The organism is Luteibacter sp. 1214 (assembly GCF_031455395.1).
Taxonomy (GTDB): Bacteria; Pseudomonadota; Gammaproteobacteria; order Xanthomonadales; family Rhodanobacteraceae; genus Luteibacter; species Luteibacter mycovicinus.
Genome location: NZ_JAVDSQ010000001.1, coordinates 356135 through 375522, shown reverse-complemented (window position 1 = coordinate 375522; position 19388 = coordinate 356135). Strand labels below are relative to the sequence as shown.

The 19388-nt window shown below is 65.0% G+C and carries 19 protein-coding genes; 2 read left to right on the top strand and 17 right to left on the bottom strand.

All coding sequences use genetic code 11. The annotated features are described in order from the left end of the window. Positions 1-15 precede the first annotated feature (15 nt). The 4 genes from J2X57_RS01680 to J2X57_RS01665 all read right to left on the bottom strand — a co-directional run bounded on the left by J2X57_RS01680 (position 16) and on the right by J2X57_RS01665 (position 3990). Positions 16-1047 (bottom strand): aldehyde reductase, encoded by a 1032-nt coding sequence (locus J2X57_RS01680; RefSeq protein WP_309863024.1) that lies wholly within the window; start codon positions 1045-1047, stop codon positions 16-18. Beyond that, positions 1044-2054 carry an AraC family transcriptional regulator ligand-binding domain-containing protein gene (locus tag J2X57_RS01675; protein WP_309863021.1) on the bottom strand — a complete coding sequence of 337 codons (1011 nt, stop codon included), beginning with the start codon at positions 2052-2054 and terminating at the stop codon, positions 1044-1046. Before J2X57_RS01675 ends, J2X57_RS01680 begins: the two co-directional genes overlap by 4 nt. 61 nt (positions 2055-2115) lie before the next feature. Next, entirely contained in the window at positions 2116-3741 is a 1626-nt protein-coding gene (locus tag J2X57_RS01670) for an asparagine synthase-related protein (RefSeq protein WP_309863018.1), read from the bottom strand. An 84-nt stretch (positions 3742-3825) separates the two neighbouring features. Next, entirely contained in the window at positions 3826-3990 is a 165-nt protein-coding gene (locus J2X57_RS01665) for a hypothetical protein (RefSeq protein WP_156108729.1), read from the bottom strand. Between the two features lie 296 nt (positions 3991-4286). On the opposite strand from J2X57_RS01665, the gene J2X57_RS01660 reads away from it, so the two are divergent. Continuing rightward, positions 4287-5765 (top strand): SulP family inorganic anion transporter, encoded by a 1479-nt coding sequence (locus tag J2X57_RS01660; RefSeq protein ID WP_309863014.1) that lies wholly within the window; start codon positions 4287-4289, stop codon positions 5763-5765. Here J2X57_RS01660 and J2X57_RS01655 read toward each other — a convergent pair. From J2X57_RS01655 to J2X57_RS01620, 8 genes are read right to left on the bottom strand one after another with little or no spacing between them, the layout of a single operon-like run. Beyond that, complete coding sequence (locus J2X57_RS01655; RefSeq protein WP_309863011.1) at positions 5762-6796, bottom strand: AAA family ATPase; 1035 nt, start codon at positions 6794-6796, stop codon at positions 5762-5764. The genes J2X57_RS01660 and J2X57_RS01655 overlap by 4 nt on opposite strands. After that, a complete protein-coding gene (gene pnuC, locus J2X57_RS01650; RefSeq protein WP_309863007.1) occupies positions 6793-7362 on the bottom strand; it encodes a nicotinamide riboside transporter PnuC in 570 nt (189 codons plus the stop codon). Before pnuC ends, J2X57_RS01655 begins: the two co-directional genes overlap by 4 nt. Beyond that, positions 7359-8708 (bottom strand): AMP-binding protein, encoded by a 1350-nt coding sequence (locus tag J2X57_RS01645; RefSeq protein ID WP_309863003.1) that lies wholly within the window; start codon positions 8706-8708, stop codon positions 7359-7361. The genes pnuC and J2X57_RS01645 overlap by 4 nt, the downstream gene beginning before the upstream one ends. Beyond that, positions 8705-9292, bottom strand: a complete 588-nt coding sequence (locus tag J2X57_RS01640) for a hypothetical protein (RefSeq protein WP_036113183.1) — start codon at positions 9290-9292, stop codon at positions 8705-8707. The genes J2X57_RS01645 and J2X57_RS01640 overlap by 4 nt, the downstream gene beginning before the upstream one ends. Next, on the bottom strand, positions 9289-10245 hold the full coding sequence (locus tag J2X57_RS01635) for a radical SAM protein (protein WP_308845755.1): 957 nt from the start codon (positions 10243-10245) through the stop codon (positions 9289-9291). Before J2X57_RS01635 ends, J2X57_RS01640 begins: the two co-directional genes overlap by 4 nt. Continuing rightward, positions 10242-12041, bottom strand: coding sequence for a hypothetical protein (locus tag J2X57_RS01630; protein ID WP_308845754.1), 1800 nt, complete (start codon positions 12039-12041; stop codon positions 10242-10244). The genes J2X57_RS01635 and J2X57_RS01630 overlap by 4 nt, the downstream gene beginning before the upstream one ends. Further along, a complete protein-coding gene (locus J2X57_RS01625; RefSeq protein ID WP_308845753.1) occupies positions 12038-13027 on the bottom strand; it encodes a hypothetical protein in 990 nt (329 codons plus the stop codon). The genes J2X57_RS01630 and J2X57_RS01625 overlap by 4 nt, the downstream gene beginning before the upstream one ends. A 1-nt stretch (position 13028) precedes the next feature. Further along, a complete protein-coding gene (locus J2X57_RS01620) occupies positions 13029-14609 on the bottom strand; it encodes a MoxR family ATPase (RefSeq protein ID WP_036113170.1) in 1581 nt (526 codons plus the stop codon). A 113-nt stretch (positions 14610-14722) separates the two neighbouring features. Here J2X57_RS01620 and J2X57_RS01615 point away from each other — a divergent pair, with 113 nt between their 5' ends. Next, on the top strand, positions 14723-15409 hold the full coding sequence (locus J2X57_RS01615; protein ID WP_309862987.1) for a hypothetical protein: 687 nt from the start codon (positions 14723-14725) through the stop codon (positions 15407-15409). Positions 15410-15418: 9 nt separating this feature from the next. Here the strand turns inward: J2X57_RS01615 and J2X57_RS01610 are convergent, their stop codons facing one another. From J2X57_RS01610 to J2X57_RS01590, 5 genes are all read right to left on the bottom strand, one after another. Further along, positions 15419-15685, bottom strand: a complete 267-nt coding sequence (locus J2X57_RS01610) for a Txe/YoeB family addiction module toxin (protein ID WP_036113167.1) — start codon at positions 15683-15685, stop codon at positions 15419-15421. After that, the gene (locus J2X57_RS01605; RefSeq protein ID WP_036113164.1) at positions 15685-15957 is read right to left on the bottom strand and encodes a type II toxin-antitoxin system prevent-host-death family antitoxin; all 273 of its coding nucleotides are present in this window, start codon (positions 15955-15957) and stop codon (positions 15685-15687) included. The genes J2X57_RS01610 and J2X57_RS01605 overlap by 1 nt, the downstream gene beginning before the upstream one ends. A 200-nt stretch (positions 15958-16157) precedes the next feature. Then, entirely contained in the window at positions 16158-17720 is a 1563-nt protein-coding gene (locus J2X57_RS01600) for an SDR family NAD(P)-dependent oxidoreductase (RefSeq protein WP_036113161.1), read from the bottom strand. 149 nt (positions 17721-17869) lie between these two features. Next, the gene (locus J2X57_RS01595; RefSeq protein ID WP_309862981.1) at positions 17870-18394 is read right to left on the bottom strand and encodes a GNAT family N-acetyltransferase; all 525 of its coding nucleotides are present in this window, start codon (positions 18392-18394) and stop codon (positions 17870-17872) included. Positions 18395-18427: 33 nt separating this feature from the next. Further along, positions 18428-18958, bottom strand: coding sequence for an AAA family ATPase (locus J2X57_RS01590; protein WP_309862978.1), 531 nt, complete (start codon positions 18956-18958; stop codon positions 18428-18430). Between the last annotated feature and the right edge of the window lie 430 nt (positions 18959-19388).

Sequence of the window (19388 nt, the reverse complement as noted above, 5' to 3'; positions counted from 1 at the left end):
AGAGCGGCGGCGGGGCTAGCCCAAAAGGCCACTCCTGAGCATGCTCCTGGCAGCATCCACGATAGCCACGCGCGGCGCCTTCGGATTCCATCCAAGCATCCGCCGCGCCTTTTCGTTACTGGTCTGTTTCGCGTAGCCGAGATCGCGCACGAAGGGGCGCAGCTCCTTCCGGAAGCGTGCCACGATGCGGACGACCACGCTCGGCATGGAACGAGTCGGCACACGACGGGCAGCCTCACCCAGTTCCGCCCTGATGATGGCCCCGATGTCCTTCATCGCGACGGCCGGACCGTTCGACAACAGAAAGCGCTCGCCTGCGGCTTCGGGATGCGTCATCGCGAGGATGTGCGCCGCCGCCACGTCGCGCACATCGACGATCGGAATGTACAGGTCCGGGAAGGCGCGCAGCGTCCCCGTCAGCAGTCGTTGCACCACGTGGTTGGCACCGGTGACTTCTCGCCCCATCACAGGCCCCATGACGGCGACCGGCAGCATGGTCGTCAGCTCCGGCGCACCGCCGTGAGAGGACACGAAGTCCCAGGCGGCTCGCTCCGCCAGCGTTTTGCTCTTTCCGTAGGCATCGACGCCCGGTCCGTCTGGCACCGTCCAGTCTTTTTCGGTGAACACGTGGTCCTCATGAGGATGGCCCCAGCTCACAGCATGAAAAGCCGACGTAAGCACGACGCGACGAATACCCGCATCGCGTGCCGCACGCAGCACCCGCAAGGTCCCCTCACGCGCTGGCACGATCACGTCGTTCTCGTTGTCGACGTGTCCCGGCATCACGGGTGAGGCCACATGCAGGATGAAATCCATCCCGGCGACGGCGTCCGCCCAGCCGGTATCTTCGAGCAGGTCGGCAGCGGCGAAACTCAGATGCTCGCCGTGGATCATTCGCGCATCTTCGAGAGTCTTGCGCGCTGACGCTTCCCTCGCGAGGGAACGCACGGTCGTTCGCACGGCGTAGCCCTGGGCGAGGAGCTGGAGTATGCAGTGCCCGGCAATGAAACCGGATCCACCGGTGACGAGCACACGTTTACCGGTCATGAAGAAACCGCTGCGTCGATCATGGATTGATCCTTGAGGTAGCGCTCGCGCCAGTGGGCGGGCGTGGTTTTTTCCCACGCATGAAATGCGCGGGAAAACGAATTGGGTTCGGCGAAGCCGATCAGCATGGAGATCGCCACCGCATCGAGGTCGGTGTTGGCCAGAAGCCGCGATGCGGTCGTTCGTCTCACCGCGGAAAGCTCGTACTGGAAACGGGTGGCTTGCTCAGCCAGTCGACGCTGCAGCGTACGGCTGGTAAGGCCGAGCCGGCGCGATATCTCGGCGACGCTTACGCGACGGCCCTCACTGAGCTGGCGAGCGATCGCAATGCGCAGCTCTCCGACGAGAGCCGGGGCGTCATCCCTCTGGGCCATCTGCTTTTCGAGTCCATCCACAAGACGAGAAAAGGCTTCGCCATTGGCTGTGGTGAGCGGCACATCCAGCGCGGATCGCCGGAACACCATCGCGTCGCACGGCGCACCGAAGCGGACGTCGCATCCAAAGTGCGCGCGGAGGAGCTCGCGGTCCGCGGGACGTCGCGTCAGCTCGAGTCGGATGGGCGCTACCTGCCCCGCCGTTCCGCGTCGGGCCAGCTCGCGCAGCGATGCCATGGTCATGTCGACCAGCAACCGCGGCACCTCGCCCGTCGCCTGAAGCCACCGGTAGCACACGGCGACCTCGTCGGACCGGACGTCGATCTCCACGAGTTCGGGGCACGTCAGGCGTTTGTACCGCGCGATCGCAGAAAGCGCACGGCGAAAGTCGGGCGCATGAAGTCCCACGACGGCGGCCACGCTGTATCCCCGGGTGACGCCGTCGACGCCGAAGCGCAGCCCGGCGGCGCGATCGTCGATGTCGCGATCCGCCGCCGCCCAGAGTTTGAAGAAGTCAGCCGTGACCCAGTGCGTCGCGGGCGCGACACCTGCGCGCTCGCATAGTCGATCGAGCGAAATGCCAGCGGCCGCAAGTGCACGCGGCGAGACAGGGAATGTGTCGGGAGGAGCCATGGACCGAGCTTAGGCAGGCCAACGGGCACTGCCAAATCCGATCGCGCCACGCGGCCGACCGTTATGTACCGTAGGTAGCGGCTCCCGGACCCGCCCCGCTATGGAAACCGGCAGCGCTCGCCTGCCGCACGCATCGTTCCAGCCAGAGGAACGAGGCGAGCGCGGACGTTGCCGGGTGAGACAGCGTCGCAGCGACATGCCGGACCAGGCGCGCGACAGCGTCCCGGTCGATCAGCCCGAGGTCCGCCAGTGCGCACTCCCGCAGCTGCGCAAGAAGGCGGTCGGCATGCCGCGCGACGAGGGCCGGCAACACATGGGCGAACGTTTCCTTGAGATAACCCTTCGGAAAGACATCGCCCCCCAGTCGGCTCTCGAGGTAGCGCCGCATGACTTCCCTGCCCTCGCGGCTGCTCCGCGGCAGCCGGTGACACAGATAGGCAAGCTGAGGATCGCTCAGCGGATGAACCGGCCACTGCCCGTGCTTCAACAGATCCGGAGAGCGGCACGCATTGGCCAGCAACGATGTCACGGGTACCGGACTGGCGGGCGCGTCGAAGAGCGGCCGGCTACGTGCGACCGCCTGCGCACGCGTCGTCAGCAGTCCTTCCGCATAGCTGCGGGCGTCGCGCCCCCAGAGGGGGCCCTTCGCCGCTTCGGCGGAGATCTCGTCGAGGTAGGCGGGAAACAGCTCGTCGCCGCCGACACCGGTAAACAGGGTGTGGCGTCCTTTGTCGCGGGCCGAGGACCAGAGCGCCGAACACGCTTCCAGATAGAACTCACGGCAGAAGCCGTAAGTCTCCCGCGGCGTGTCCAGATCGAGACTGGGCGGATAAGCGCTGATGTCGACGGTGTGATCGGCCAGACCGAGGCGATCCGCGATCTGCCGGCGTCGCCTTACCTGCGGAGCACGTACCTCGCCGTCGAGCAGGATGCCCTTGCTGTCGATGTTCCGGTGCAGGCTCGCGAGTGCTGCCGCGACCGTCGCCGAGTCCATTCCGCCACTGAGCTCGAGGGACACGCTCCCTTCGAGCCACGGACGCAGTGAGACGGCTCGCTCCACGGCGGCGGCGAATGTCGGCAGCGTGTCCTTCCCGTCGTCATCGACGGGCACCGTATCCTCGACAGCCTCCGGATAGCGATACCGCGCGCCGCCCGGCTCGACAAACAGCGACGCGCGCTCGGTCAGCAGAACCACGCCCGTGTACAGCTGCCGTGCCGCATAGGTCGTACGAAGGACCAGCTGATGAACCGCCACCTCCGTATCGATCACCGCGGGCCCGCGGGCGAAATCCGCCGAGTCCCACGAGACGCTGACACGGTCGTCGGTCACCCTGCAATACACGGGGGCCGTGCCGAGCACGCCCGCACGGATACGCAGACGGTGTCCCGCCTGTGCCGCCTCGATCAGCACGTAGTCGAGCGGCCAGAGCAGACAGTCCCGATGCAGGGCGTCATACGTCGCGTCATCCTGTGCGTCGACGACAGTGGCGGGTTCTGGCTCGTCGCTGCCTGACGTGGCCATGCGCTCTCTGACAACCAGAAACCATCGACCCGGCATCCGCACCAGGCGTGTCTCCAGCATGGGATGGCTATGAGGAACGAGGTAGCTCGAGCCCAGAGTAAGGCGTGCCTCATGCATGACAGGGGCGAACGACAGGTCGGCCAGCGCCATCTCAGCCTTGATCACTGGCAAGCTCCTTCACGAAAAAAGCCGCCTCGGTGACGAGACGGCTTCGGTGATATACGGCGGATCGAAATAACGCCCGGACACTCAGCCCCAATCGCCACCGCTGTGCGTGGAGCCGATCCGGCCGATATCGCCGACATCGTCGATCTTCGGTGCCCACTTCTTAGACGTGATGCCGGCAGGCATCGGGGCATCCATCTGGACACCGAAGGGATTGACGTTTTGCGTCGGCTGGTCGCGCTTATCCATGATAACGCTCCGAAGTTGAGGGGGCCGCCTGATGCGGCCCAACGAAGCTAGCACAGCCATTCGTAGTCGCCACCGGTCACGACTACGCGGTATCGGCAGGAATCGCGCCTTGATTGACGCGACGCAACATGGCAAGGTTGCGGGTTGAGCCGTCTTTTCGAGTCCGCCAGCCGTGTATTCCCTCGTGTCGCTTACGCCACCCTGACCTGACGCCCACGCTTCAGCGATGTGCCGTGCCGCAGGCATGGCCGGGATGATTCGCGCCGCCTCAGGCGTGTGCCACACAGGAAAACCGCATGACCCGCTCTTTGCCTTCCGTCCGCCAGAACGTTCTGGCCGGACTCACCACCGCGTTCGCGCTCGTGCCCGAAGCCATGGCTTTCGCACTGGTGGCGCACCTCAATCCCCTCATGGGTCTGTACGGCGCGGCGATCATCGCGGCGCTGACGGCGGCCTTCGGTGGCCGTCCCGGCATGATCTCCGGCGCGGCCGGCTCGATGGCGGTCGTGATCATCGCCCTCGTCGTTCAGCACGGCAGTGAGTACTTCCTGCTCACGGTGCTTCTCGGTGGCCTGATCCAGCTTCTGTTCGGCCTGCTCCGCCTGGGCAAGCTGGTACGCATGATCCCGCATCCGGTCATGCTGGGCTTCGTCAACGGACTGGCCATCGTGATCGCCAGCTCGCAGCTGGAGCACCTGCATGCGCCCGGCGGCGGCTGGCTCAGCGGCAGCGCGCTCTATCTGATGCTGGGACTGGCGCTGGTCGCCATGCTTGTCGTTTATGTCCTGCCGAAGCTCACGCGGGTCCTGCCCTCGGCGCTGGCATCGATCGTGATCGTCAGCCTGCTCGTGCAGGTGTTCGGTCTGCACACGCGCGACGTGGGCGACATCGCCTCCATCAAGGGTGGGCTGCCTGTCCTCCACTGGCCGCAGGTACCGCTGACGCTGGACACCCTCAGAATCGTCTTTCCCTATGCGCTCGTGATGGCCATGGTCGGCCTGCTCGAAACGCTGCTGACGCTGAATCTGGTCGATGAGATCACGGCGACCGAAGGCCAGCCCAATCGCGAATGCATCGCGCTCGGCGCCGCAAACGTCGTCTCCGGCCTGTTCGGTGGCATGGGCGGCTGCGCCATGATCGGCCAGACCATGATCAACCTGACCTCGGGCGGGCGCACCCGCTTGTCCGGCATCACCGCGGGCGTGCTGGTGATGTGCTTCGTCCTGTTTCTGTCGCCGCTGATCGAGCGCATTCCGCTGGCCGCTCTGCTGGGTGTCATGCTGGTGGTGGCGCAGAAGACCTTCGCCTGGGGCAGCCTGCCTTTGCTGCGCCGGCTGCCGGTGGCCGATGCGCTGACGATCGTCGCGGTGACCGTCATCACAGTGCTGGCAAACCTCGCCACGGCCGTTCTCTGCGGCGTGCTGATCGCCGCGATCGCCTTCGCTTGGAAACATGCGGACCGTCTCAGCGTGACGCGCGAGGCCTTGCCCCATGGAGGTCGTCGTTACCGGCTTCATGGCACGTTGTATTTTGCGGCCACGGCACGATTGCAGACCATGTTCGACGTGGAAAACGATCCGGCATATGTCGAGCTGGATTGCTCCGGGGCGCTTCTGGACGATCACTCCGCCGTCGAGGCCATCGAAGCGCTGCGGCGCCGTTACGCGCAGCAGGGCAAGCAACTGCGGGTCACGCGGATGAACGACGCCTGCGAGGCCTTGCTGATGCGTGTGGGCGGTGCCGAGGCACACGGAACCGCGGATGACGCCCGTTAGAGCAGGGCTCGCGCCACGGACAGGCGCGCTTCCCACGATCCGGTCAGAAGCCGGTAAGCCACGTTACGAGCCTTGAGTTCGCGCACGTACCATTCGTGCTGCCATTGTCGGAAGGCTTCATCCCGCCGCGTGCCGTCCTGTACGAACGGCACATCCGGCGAGCAAAGGAAGACGAGGTCATACGCGCGTCGCGACAACGCGTCGAGTTCGTCAGCCACCGCGTCGAACATGACCTCCGCGTATAGCGCCGTCGTCAGCGGCGTCGTATCGCAGATCAGATAGCGGTTCGCCTGGGCCACCAGCGTTTCCTCACGGACGATCTGGGTGCGCGCGATGTGCAGCATGTCGTCGTGCACCAGCGCGCCGTGCTTCGCTTCCCATAACTCTCGCCCGTATTCCGCGGCGTGGACGGTGCCCTTGGCTGCCGCCAGCTGTGCCGCGAGCGTCGACTTTCCGGTGGACTCGCCGCCGATAATCGCCACACGACGCACGAAGTCCCTGTAGACCGCGGGGGACAGATAGTGGCGTGCCGCGTGCACATCGTCACGGATCACCGTACCAGACACGGGCACAGCCACGCGCTGCGGGTCGACCATGACATGAGCGACGGCAGGTCCGCCATGCGCACGCTGCTCCGCCGAAAGCGCCGAGGCGAACCCATCGCCATAGTCCTCGCTGGTGAAAACGGCATCGACCACCGTGTCCATCAGGTGCCGCAGGACCCAGGCAACGAACCGGCGCTGCACGGCATCCGCCGCATCGTTGTCGGGAAGCGAGACCGCAGGTAGCCCGCGCTGGCGGCACGCTACCGCAAGCCGGACGTCGTCCAGCACACAGCGGATCGCATCCGGGTACAGGTCGGCCAGCCAGCGCTCACGCCGGGCGGGCTCGCAGCCTGGAAATTCGGGCCGGGTGTAGCTCAGAATCACCAGCTGCTCGCACAGGGAGCGCGCCCGCTCGATCAGATATTGATGGCCGCGATGCAGTGGGCAGAACTTGCCCACGATCAGTCCCCGCGCATACCGGGTCACGCGGGCGAGGCCTCCGTCCGGGAAAGGCGCACCCAGTGTCGCCACGCGACCAGGGCATTGACCCAGTACGCGGCGTAAAGCACCGCGGTGACGGTCAGACCACGCGAGGCGTAAAGCGGCACCGCGACGGTGTTCACCAGTAGCCAGACCGGCCAGGTCTCGATACGCCGGCGCATGAGCAGCAGCTGGGCGAGCACCGACACAGCCAGCACGAAGGAGTCGGCAAACGGCGCGTATGCGTCGGTGAACCGATGCAGCAACGTGCCGTAACCCACCGTAGCGATCGCCGCCGCAAGCGTCATCCACGCCAGAGCGATCGCTCCGGTCCGATGCACGTTACCGTCACCCTCGGCACCCCGCCGGCTCCAGTGCCACCACCCCACGATGCTGGCGACGACGAAAAACACCTGCAGCAGGACGTCGGCGTAAAGCCTCGTCTGCCAGAACAACACGGCGAACAACGAACAGCCCGCCATGCCGGTCCACCACGTATGTACGCTGTTCCTGCCGGCAAGAAGAATCGACAAGGTAGCCAGTGTGTTGGCCGCCCCTTCCAGTAACGTCATCGCGTCAGTCCTTCCGGCACATCGGTGGTGTATTGCAGCACTTTGTCGTCGCCGGCGAGCGGGACGACCGTCACCTCGGCACCGTGCAATGCGCTGGCGAGGCTCGCGGAAGCTTCATCTGCATGCACGACGTCACCGGGTGCCAGTCGCAGCAGAACGCGTCGATCGGCGTACTGATGCACCGTATAACGCGACAGCGGATACGCCAGCAGCGCATGGGTCAGGTCGATGTTGTTCACCCATGACCCGCTGGCGGTCTGGTAACGCACGGGCTGACGTCCGTGCAGCCGGGCGATCACCGGACCCTCGTCGCTCGCCACGAGTGCGCCGTGATCGCCGGTGCGGTAACGCAGGAGCGGGAGGCAGAAATTGAAGCCGCCGGTAAGCGTGATTTCACCGGTCTCACCGGGCGCCACAGGTCGACCGAACGCGTCGACGACCTCGACGAACATCCCGGGCTGCAGAAGAAGATGCCCGCCAAGCGCCTCGTCGTAGACCGCGAGTGGCCCGGCCTCGTTCATCGAGTAGATATCCAGCACGGGGCACGCAAAACGCTCCTGAAGTGCGGCAGCCAGCGACGGCGACAAGGCCATCGAGACCGACAGCAACGCTGTCGGCCGGTGCCGCACAGGCAGTCGAAGCAGCTCGGCGAAAGAAATGGGATCGCCGGCGATGACTTCGGGCCGCATGGCGTCGATGTACCGCGCACGATCGCCCGCGTCACGCCAGTCATCCGGGTGAAGATTGATCTTGGCCAGCCCGGACTCGTCCATCGACGGTGTGACGGACACATAGGTGAAGCACGTGCGTTGCATGCCGAGCAGCATCACCCCGACGTCGCCGCGACCTTGCCGCAGGGTGATTCCGGCCCGTCGCAGCGCTCGCTTGTGATAGGCCAGGTAGCGCCCGGCCACCACCGGATGCGATGGCAGGACCAGGGGGTGTCCCGTCGTCCCCGTCGTTCGAAAGTTGATGAGTCGGTCCAGCGAAACGGAATCGGGCACGAAACGGGCGACGTCGGCAGCGAGATCGCCGCGGTCCACGGTGGCGATGCGGTCGAACGAAGGCGGCAGGCCTCGGCTGCGGTAATACGGTACCTCGGCGTGGACGTGGGCGACGAAAGCGCCCAGCCAGGGTGGCGTCACACCCGGCGACCACGCGAACGGCGCCTGACCTTCATTGCGCTCATAGTCGCGCAGCCCCTCGACTTCTTCGTGCAAGAGGCGATTGCCACTCCGGTTGCGGAACACCGGTGCATGCGGATGCTCGGTCATATACATCAGCACGGCGCGCCCCGCGTCGGACAATGTCGGATACCGGTCCGCATCGGTGGGCTCACAACTCACTCGCGTGTCCACTTGTCCGCGGATTCGGCGGCCGCTTTCGCGGCCAGTGCCTCACGGATGGCTCGTGCCCGCTCTTCGGCGGCACGGCTTGCCTCGAGCAGGCGGCGGCGTTCGACGCCACTGACGCTGGCGAGCCGGTCCGCCGCCTGATGGGCCGTCTCGCCCTCGGGCAGCAATGCCAGCCGTGCCAATACGGTGCGCACAAGCTCTTCGCGACGGTCGGCCTCGAAGACGTAGCGCGCCGCGTCCGCCTCGGCCGCCAACGCGGGAATGGCGTCGGTGAACAGGGCCGGCATGGCAGAAGGCACGGCGCCGGCCGCCAGCCAGCGCTCGTCGGCCAGAAGCCAGGCCAGTACCGCGGAAAGCGTGAGCTGCGCCGCACTCACCCCCACCAGATCCCCCGAGAGGGTCGCAAGCAAGGCGGGTGGCGTCGTCTCACCGTGGCGCGTCAGCATGTCATTGACGACGGCAGCCACATGCACGCGCCCTTCCCTGCCTCGCCGCGGCGGATCGAGAAAGTCAGACGGCACGTCGATCAGGCGCCGCAGAAGCCATTCGAGGGGGAGACCGTTGCTCATACTCATGTACCGAACTTGGCGAACACCTGGGTGGACGGACAATCCGCGCAGACCGAGGCGGCGCGAGCCCGCCGTCCCGCGGCGAGGCGCTCGCGGAGGTGGCTCACGTCGTCCACGGTGAGCACATCGCGTGTGGGAATACCGTACGTGTCGAGCGTGAAACTGCAGGGAGCGATGCGGCCGTGCTCGTCGATGAACAACGTGGGGCGAAGTGACTCGCAATCCGTCACCGGCACCGCGCGCCCCGACGCCGTCGCCGCGAAGCGATCGAGGTAAGCGTCGCTCGCGCACAGCCGCACACCACGCTCGCTCATGCGCTGAACCAGCTCCGGCAGCCGATGCCGCAGGGTCGTGACATCGTCGACGCCGAGCGAATGCTGAGGAAAGAAGTCCGGCCGGTCGCGTCCGCCAAGCTGATTGAAGGTGATTTCATCGATACCCCAGTCCGCCAGTCGCTCACAGAGCGTCGGAAACGAAGCCAGGTTGTCGCGCATCAACACGACGTTCGCGCGGAGCCGCGGTGAGCCGCTCGCGTCCCGCAAGCGCCGAACACCGTCCGCCAGCTTCAGCCAGCCGCCGGGCCATCCACGTAAGCGTTCGTGATCGCCCTCGAGGGCGTCCACGCTGACCGTGATTTCGTCGAATGCCGCCGCCAGCGCCTGCGCAGCGCCCTTGCTCCCGAGTGTCGTACCGTTGGTGGTGACGCTCACACGAATGCCGTGTGCTTCGCGCAGCCGTCGCGATAGATCCAGGACACCCGGCCAGAGCAATGGCTCACCGCCGAGCCAGCTCAGCAAGACATCCTCCCCGCTGATCGCTCCCCACTGGCCAAGAAGCGAAGCCAGGCGTTCCACCTCGGCGGCATCGACGTGGATCCGGGGGACGGAAACGCGCCGGTCGTAGGCGCAGAAGCCGCAGGCAAGGTTGCAAAGGGTGGTCACCCGCCAGAGCACGATCATGCGCCCATCCGTCCGTAGTGGCGCTGGCTGAAGTCGCGCGCGAAGGTCAGCAACTGCGCCATGTCGCGTACCACGTGAATGCTCCAGCCTTCCGATCGCGCCCGCAGCAGGTCGGCCGTCCAGCCCGTGGCGGCCTTGTCGGCGACATGGTCGGGTAGCGGACTGTAGAGATTCAGTGCCATGGTTCCGCCGGCGCGGGCTGCGCTGAGCGCGTGGGCCGCGATGTGCCAACCGCTGTTGCCCCGCTCGTCGTTGGCGAACATCGTGGTGATGCCATCGTCGGACAAGTGGAGTATGTGCACGGCGCGATCGCGTGGGGTACGCGTTTCGTAGGTGCCACGAAGCCGGTGGATCGGAAAGGCGGTGGCGCCGCCGAAAAAACCGGTGAGCACGTGAAGGATCGCGTCCTCCGAGCGGACGAATCCCTCGGTATGCATCTCCTGTTGCGTGCCGCTCCACAGGGTAACCTGCACGCGCGACCCCGCTCGCAGCGCGGATAGCGCGATGACGGCACCGGCGAGCGCAAGGTATGAGGTATGCGTCTGAGGATTGGGCATGGAACCGGAACTGTCGACGTACAGGTCCAGGTCGACAGGCTCACTGCCCTGTTCGCGTCCTGGTGCGAGTCCGTAGGTCCGCTGTACCGTGGTGAGTCCCGGAATGACCCGGGGCGATTGCATCACGGTCTGCATCCAGTCGATCGTGTCGAACGGATCGCCGAGATCCCAGGGCTCGAGACCCTCGGGCTGCGGCTCCATCGACTCGGGCTGTGGCCGCACCGGGAAGCGGATCAGGTGAGGCAACGCACGTTCCCGGTAATATCGCACCGCGATGTCGTGGTCGGTGAGCTGGAGGCCCGCCGCACGCAATATCTCACCATACTCGAACGGCTCGCGTGCTTGCGCACCGTCACCGGCATGTTCGGCCGCGGTCGACACCGTAGCGGCCTGGCCTTCGTGCGGAGGCCCCAGTGCCGGAGGCGCGTCTCCCGTCACGCGCGGATCCAGTGCCGGATGCATGACGGGCGCGAGTTCGTCGCTGTCCAGGCGATCCAGGCCGGACGGGTGGCTGCCGAGGCCGGCATGCCGTGTGTCCATCAGTGCTTCGATCCGTGTATCGCTCGTGGATTCGACGAGGTACGGCAGCAGCAGGGCGGCGAATCGCGTGGACCCGTCGAGCCAGTCACCGGCGTAGTTACGTACCACGCGCGCGCCGAGCCACGCGTCGCCTTTCATGGCATCGTCGTCGACCGGACCGCCGAGCGAGCCCGCGCTCAGCTGCCAGAGCTGTTCATAGATGCCCATGTACAGCATCCATACGGACGACCGCCCTCCTCCCGTGTCGCTCGCCGCGAGGCGTCGGTAGATATCCGCCATGCGCAGCCCTTCCTGCCGCTGCAAGCGGTCGTTGATGAGCAGGTCGGCATAGAGATTGGCCACCATCGGCGCCTGCGCTTCGAGCGTCGGCAGTGCGCGCCGGATGCGGGCCAGGAGGCGCGCGTGGTCGGTCGCCGTGGCCGGAGACAACACATGGTGCCCAATTTCATGGGCGAGAATTTCGAGAGCGTAGTCGTGAAGGCTCAGCCGGGAGACTTCTTCCAGATCGATCACCACGCGCTGATCGACCAGCCGGATCATGGCGAAGCTGCCTTGCAGGCCTTCCTTCGACGCCTCGGCACGCGTGCCACAGAGACGTGGGTCCTGCAGCCGGGTGAAGCGACTCCAGACAGCCAGCGCCCGGGGCCACGCCGCTCGCCAGACGGCCAGCGGATCGTCGGCCGGCAAGGGGGCGCTCACGCGGACACCGGCAGCACGTGGAGATAATGCGTCAACGGCGAGAACAAGGCGGCGCTGTGCCGGCCCAGCGCCGCCGAGGCGCTTTCGCCGGGTATCCGCACCGCTACGTCGCGCCCCGTGACGTTGACCCCGCGTGGCGTGATCGGAAGCGTTTTCACGGACCCAACGTCCGCCTGCGTGAACTCCGCCGCGGTCGCCGGAAGGACCACAGCACCGAAGGCGTCGCATACCACGAGAAACCAGCGCTCACCACTTTGCACGACGAAGCCGTCAGCGGTGGCGCGTGCGACCGGCGGCTCGGCGAACGGTCCGCCAAAACCCGTAAACCCGCCCACCGTTCGTCCCTGAGAGGCCACGCCGTGTTCCGGGTGCCACCATCGATCGGCGCGCAAACGCGGTTCGAGGTCGGTCCAGGCCTGATCGGGCGCGCCCACGGCTGCCGCCGCGAGCGACGGATCGATGCGGCCGGCCTGATCCAGCGCCGCAACCCGCAGGTGTGCCATGCCGGCTCGCCAGGCGCAAAGGGCACCGACCGTGCGCAGTGCCTCCAGCGTCGCGCAGCGCGGCGCGAGCGTGGCCAGGTCCGAAATCCATCGGCCGACGTCGATACCCGGCACGCCGCCGAGTCGCACCACCGCATTGCTCACCGTACCGAGTGTGTCCGCCGGTGCCGTCGTCAGCAGGTGTCGCATCGGCAAGGCGAGCTCCCGCCAGGCGCGGTCGATCCACGGCTGCCTTGCGCCGGGTCCGGCCAGACCCTGTGCCACCAGATCCAGGCCGATGCCGAAGGCAGCCTCGATGATCGCTACCGTCGCCTGCTCATCGACGCTGCCCAGGTCGACGCACATGGGATCGAGCGTGTCCGAAACGAACGCGCGGAAGGCCGGAAGGTCCATCCCCGGCGTCCGGTGCCGGGCCTCGGCGACCCGTTGATTGAGCAACGGGCGGCGCGCGGCCAGCACGTTGGCCAGAAGAGCCGAGACCACCTTAGCGCGCCTGCTGCCAGTGCAGGTAATTGGTGTATCGCTGATGCAGGTACTTCAGCTTCAACAAGTCGTCATAGAGGTGGCCGTAGAGTTTGCGCCCCTTGACGCGCTCTTCCACGAGCCGTTCGATACGCACGATGCGTGAGCGCGTATCGCGCTCGCTCAGGCCGTCGAGTCCCCTGGCAAACTCCGCGGACAGATCCCCCACCGGATCGTTGCGATCGAGATCGAGGCGATCGTACTCGGCGTTGGAGGCGTCCAGCAGCCAGCGCAGCCAGCTCACACGGTCGGTCCGGTAGGCCGCGTTCTCGGGCAGCGCGAAGAATGGCGCATCCGGATCGGGCTGCAGTTTGTCGTTGAGCACGAACGGCAGCACCTGTCGCACGTCGTCCAGGGCCACAACCGTCTGCCCCCTGAAATAGGCCAGTGCCTTGGCGAACACCAGGATCGTCATGAGGTTCCGCACGGACAGACCGTTGAGCGTCTGGCAGCCGAGATCCTTCAGACGGTCGCGTCCACTGTCCGCGGCCACCACCTGGGCCCAGTCGATGCCGGCCAGGCGAACCGTGTCCTTGGTCAGGTACTCGAACTGCGCGCCCGCGCCTTCCATCAGCTCGAACTGGCTGCAGAAGAATTCGATGCGCCGACGCACGTCGTGCGGAACGTCGATCCCGCGAATCTCTTCCACCATGCGGTCCGCTTCCGCCTCGGTGAAGATGATGTCGCGCGGCATCACTTCCTCGGGGTGGATGTTCTCCTCGATGCGCAGGAGCATCTCGTCGAGAAAGCGCGGATTGAACGCGAGTGCCTGGACGACCACGTCGATACGATCGCGCAGCGCCTCGATGACCTGGTACGTACCGCCGCCGCGATCGTCATTGGCCGTGAGGTACCAGGCCGAGTCCGGGCACTCGTAGACGTGGTTGAGCACCTCCGCGTAGTTGTCCCCCATGACCGTGAGCAGGGCACTCTGGGTGCGGGTGGGAATGCGGTTGTACTCATCGATGATCTTCACGCGCATCGAGAGCCACTTTCGCCATGCGATGCGGATGTCGCCCATGTCCTGCGCGGCAACCAGGTCGGCCGGCAGCGGATTGCCCAGCAGGTCGGCGATGGTCATCTGCGGATGCCCGTGCTGCATGGCCCGGCGGACCTCGCGCACCGGGTAGCCCGCCAGAACGCCCATGAGGATGGCGCTGGCGGTCTTTCCGCGTCCCGGCCCTCCGATGAAGAGGCATTTTCGCCGGGTGGCGAACGTCAGCAGCGGCAGCAGTACATAGCTCGAATAGCTCTGAGCCGATGGAAGGACCAAGGGGCGCCGGGTGTCGCCCACCGGAAACGATGCCGAGGGGCCGTCGTGGTATTCGATATCGTAGTGCGGGCTGATGATCGCGTTGTTGACGATCCAGAAATATGCCTGGCGCAGCTTTTCATCGAGGCGGACCGCCGACTCCGCAGTATCCGTCGTGAGTTGCACCGGTCCCTCGTACAACTCGGCCACGTCGAACGCCCGTGGCGCCTGCTCCGCGCGGGGGTTGGTCGGTGCCCGCGAAACCCTTTGGAATAAGTTGAACGGCGACACGCGATCCTCCGGTCGTCAAGGTCGCGATCATAACCCATTGTCTGCGACGGCCGCATCGCCGGTGCGCGGAAGCGGCTATTTCCAGCGATGCCAATCACGGGCACGATGAACGCATGAAGACCATCGCCCCGCTCAACCAGCAAGGCCCCGTGGAACAGCTACGCGCCGGGAAACTCGTTCGACGCCTCGTGCAGCTGATGGTCGGGCTGTCGCTGTACGGTCTGTCGACGGCCATGATGATTCGCGGCAACCTCGGCCAGGCCCCGTGGGATGCACTCCACATCGGCATTACCCAGCATCTTCCGGTAAGCTTCGGCTGGGTCGTCGTGGGTGTGTCATTCGTCGTGTTGCTGTTCTGGATCCCGCTACGCGAAATACCTGGCCTGGGCACGCTCGCCAATTCGGTGACGATTGGAACGGTGGCGGGCATCGCGCTGGATCTGCTCAGGTCGCCAGACGCATTGTGGGCGCGCTTCGCCCTCACGGTCGGCGGAATTTTCCTGTGCGGGCTGGGTTCCGCGTTGTACATCGGCGCCCAGCTGGGGCGTGGCCCGCGCGATGGCCTGATGACGGGTCTGCATCGTGTGACCGGGCTGTCGCTTCGACTGGTCCGTACCGGACTCGAGGTCACCGTACTGTTCGCTGGCCTGCTGCTGGGCGGCGTCGGCCTGTTCGGTATCGGGACCGTGCTGTTCGCGCTGTGCATCGGTCCGCTGACGCAGGCGATGTTGCCGTGGGCACTGGTGCCCTTGCCGGTCAAGGGCACCGTGGAGACGCCGTCGGTGGACGACGCGATCTGATTCGCCGAGTCAGTGGTCGCCGTAATGGAACTTACAGCTGACGACATCGATGCAAAGGTCGTCGAAGGCGTATACGAGACGATCCTTCTTGTTGATTGACCTGGACCAGAAGCCTGCAAGGTCGCCGCTCAACTCATGTGGGTTACCCAGTCCTTCATTGGGCGTTCTCTGCGCATCCTTGATAAGCGAATTAATCTTTTTCAGAGTCTTCTTGTCTTCAGCCCAGTCCTGGTAATCCTTCCAGGCTTCATCCGTGAACTTGACACTTCGCGCCATCAGGCGGTCTCCTGGTGATCCTCTTCAATCAGCTCTCGTTTTTTCGACCTGCCCGCCTTGAACTGGGCGATTGATTTGGCAAGGTGATCGCGGTTTGCTTTGTTACTAAGCAAGTGAATGGTGTCTGCCATCGAGTTGTAGTCAGCGAGAGACATGACTACGGCGTCCTCATGGTCACGACGATGAATGACCGTAATAGAGCAGTCGCTTGCTACGGTATCCAATACGTCCTTGAGGTTGTTACGGGCGTCCGAAAAACTGACCACGCGCATTGGGTTCTCCTGTCCTTCTAAACCTTTGTATGTGTCCTCGGCCCCAACAAAGACTTGTACAGGACCTTGCACATGTTAAGTCTAGACGATAACCCCAGACGTAGCAAGCTTCTGGAGTCTGAATCGCAGGGTTGAATCGTGCTTATTATCAATGAATTACGATTCGTTTTTGAGCTGAATTGAACCCGACTGGCCGCAGGTCACCAGTCGGTCGGGCGGTAGTCCTTCAGGAACTGCCCCCACACATGCTCGCCCGTGTTGATCCCGCTGATGATCGGATCGACGATCCGCGCGGCACCATCGACGATATCCAGCGGCGGATGGAACCGCTCTTCCAGTACCTTCTTCGCCGCGAGACCCGCCGGATCCTCATCCGTCACCCAGCCGGTATCCACGCTATTCATGTGAATACCGTCGTTGTGGTAATCGGTCGCCGAGGTGCGCGTCATCATGTTGAGCGCGGCCTTTGCCATATTCGTATGCGGATGGCGCGTGGTCTTGAAGTTCCGATAGAACTGCCCCTCCATCGCCGACACGTTGACGATGTGCTTATCGCGTTCCGGCGTGCGCATCATCAGCGGCTTGAGGCGAGCGTTGATGATGAAGGGCGCGATGGCGTTGACCAGCTGCACCTCCAGCAACTCCACCGACGACACCTCCGCCATCAGCAACCGCCACGAATTGCGCTCACGCAGATCGATCTGCTGGAGGTCCTGGTCCAGCCTGCCTTCCGGGAACAGATGGCTCTGGGCCAGCAGCTCTTCGGGCAGCAGCGGAAGCTGGGATAGCTCGGCGGCGCGGGTCAGCCCGGAGAGGCCGCCGTTCCGATCCGCCAGCGCATTCGCCGCCACACCGGCCTCAGGCAGGATGTGGGTGCCGCGCAGGCCTTCGTAATGACCGACCAGCTTGCGTACGTGCTCGGGCGTGTCGTGCAGGGCGGCGCGCTCGCCGTCCATCATGTGCGCATAGAAGTCCGGCGGGCGACGCACGGTCTGGCACGCGTTATTGATGATGAAGTCGAGCCGTGGGCGCGTCGCGACGAGTTCCTGGCAGAAAGCTTCCACGCTGGGCGTGTGGCGCAGGTCGAGGCCATATACCTGCAGGCGATGACCCCACTCGGCAAAGTCCGGCTCTTCGGCATAGCGAGCCGCCGAATCGCGTGGGAAACGCGTAGTCACGATCAGCTCCGCACCGGCGCGCAGCAGCTTGAGGCCCGCCTGATAGCCGATTTTCACACGGCCACCGGTCAGCAACGCGACGCGACCGCGCAGGTCGACCAGCTCGGTGCGCTTGGTGTAATTGAAGGCGGCGCAATCCGGGCAAAGCTGATCGTAGAAGAAATGGATCGACGAGTACTTCTTCTTGCAGACGTAGCAATGTTTCGGCTCGATCGACTCGCGCGGCTGCGCGGCATCTACATCGGGTGGGATGTCATTGGCCTCGAAGCCCTCGGGCGCGAAGACGTTCGGCGTCGTGAACACCGGCTTCCGGCGCAGCGCGCGGATGCCCGTATTGTTGAGCACCGCATCCTCGGCCTGGATCTTCGACGCGTGCCGGGCTTTCTGGGCCGCCTTCAGCCGGACCCGGCGCTCGGCGGGGTCGGGATGATAGACCTGCGCCACAGCCTGCAACAGGCGCTGACGATCGTCGGCGGGGAGTCCTTCCAGCAGCAGACGGTCGGCGGCAATCGACTCAAGCAGTTGCGCGGCGGCGCGCAAACGCTCCAGCAGCGCGCTGTCGGCCTCACCGGCCGGGGGTGTCATAGTGGTCAAGATCTTGTTCCGTAACGAATAAATCCGCGCAGAGGGGCGTGCCGGAAGATGGCATCGCAGGCGACGGACCGCCTATTTTGACGGTTTCCAGGCCGGTTGTGGGATTTCTGCCGTGAAGAACCCCTGCTCCGCCCTGCGCGTCATGCCGACTCGCGGTAGCGCGCGTAGCTCCTTTCCAGCTTGCCCTCGAACGCGACCTCTCCCTCATCGACTAGACCGATACGTTGGGCGACCTTGATGGAAGAGACGTTGGACGGCGAAATAATGGCGTGTACTTTGGGCTCACGACGAACGTCGAACGCATAAGCCAGTGCACACGCGGCGGCTTCGCTAGCGAAGCCCTTGCCCCATGCCTCACGGTACGTGTTCCAACCAACCTCCATGACCTTCGATCCGTCGCGGAAGAAGGCGCCGACGTTTCCGACCAGTTCGCCGGTCTCTCGTGACTCGATAGCCCACCAGCCGGCTCCTGCCAGCAGCCACAGGCCTGCATGCGAGCCGAATATCCGCCACGACGACGCACGGTCCCGCACGGTCAGGTGGCTCATGCTTTCGGGGTCGGCAAGGTGGGCCGCGAAGGCGTCGAAATCAGCGGGGCGATATTCCCGGAGCGTCAGGCGGTCGGTTTGCAGGCGCGGAACGGAGACGGTGAATGCGGGCGGCATGTACAGGCTTCCTTTGGACGTGGACGCTCGACACTAGCGGCGTTCCAAAGACCATGCAGTGTAGAGCCTATGGATGGCAGCACTCGACGAGGCGAAGACACATGGGAGCATCAGTCTCTCAACAAGAGCGGCATAGTTTTTCCGCTTTCCGGAACTCGAAAACGCGATATACCGAATCATCTCCCAAGTGACCCGTTCGCCCGCATTCTCCAGGCCACCGATACGACCGCGTTCGAACCACGTACGACGGAGGTAACGCCCGAGACTCCTGACCGTCGACACATCGAGAAGAATCACCCCGGAGGCACGGGCAAAGCGCGACGGCATGCACGAGGAGTAGTTACCCTCGATCACCCAGCGATCCTGCATGATTGCCCCGTCATGCAGCGCATGAAACTCCTCTGTCGGCCTTGGCATCCAGTGTGTGCCCGGCATGTGGTGAAGCTGATCGAGATGCACCACCTGCAGGCCGGCCTTACGCCCGATCGCGTCAGCCAGCGTCGACTTACCGCTGTTCGACGGGCCGAGGATGCAGATGCGCGGGCCGAGAGCAGAGAGGCTCAAGAGTGTGTCTGTCACGAGTTTCGCTCCCGGGTTTCCGCGAGGCATAATCACCTCACGGCACAGGGGCCGATGACGTGACTCGGGGGAGCACACCTCATGGACGACTGAAAGGCATATCTCGGGGCCCGGGAGCGGCTGTCCCGACTGGACACACCGGAACTCGCGCGCGCATGGGTCCGCGACCAGCGCGTCGACTGGGCTGAGCGTGCCCTGTATGACGAACTGGTCGAGCGCGGGGTCGACCCAGCTTCACTCACTAAGGAAGGCGCACACGCGACGCCGGTGTATTCGCCACCCGCATGGGTACAGACGCCGGAGCCCGCGAGCGAGTCGCCCTCCCGCCCGCGTCGCGAGATGCCGGTTGCCTGGTTCATTGGCGTCTTCGTCGTCATGCTCTGCTGGTCCGCTGCGATCACCTGGTTCGCGCTCC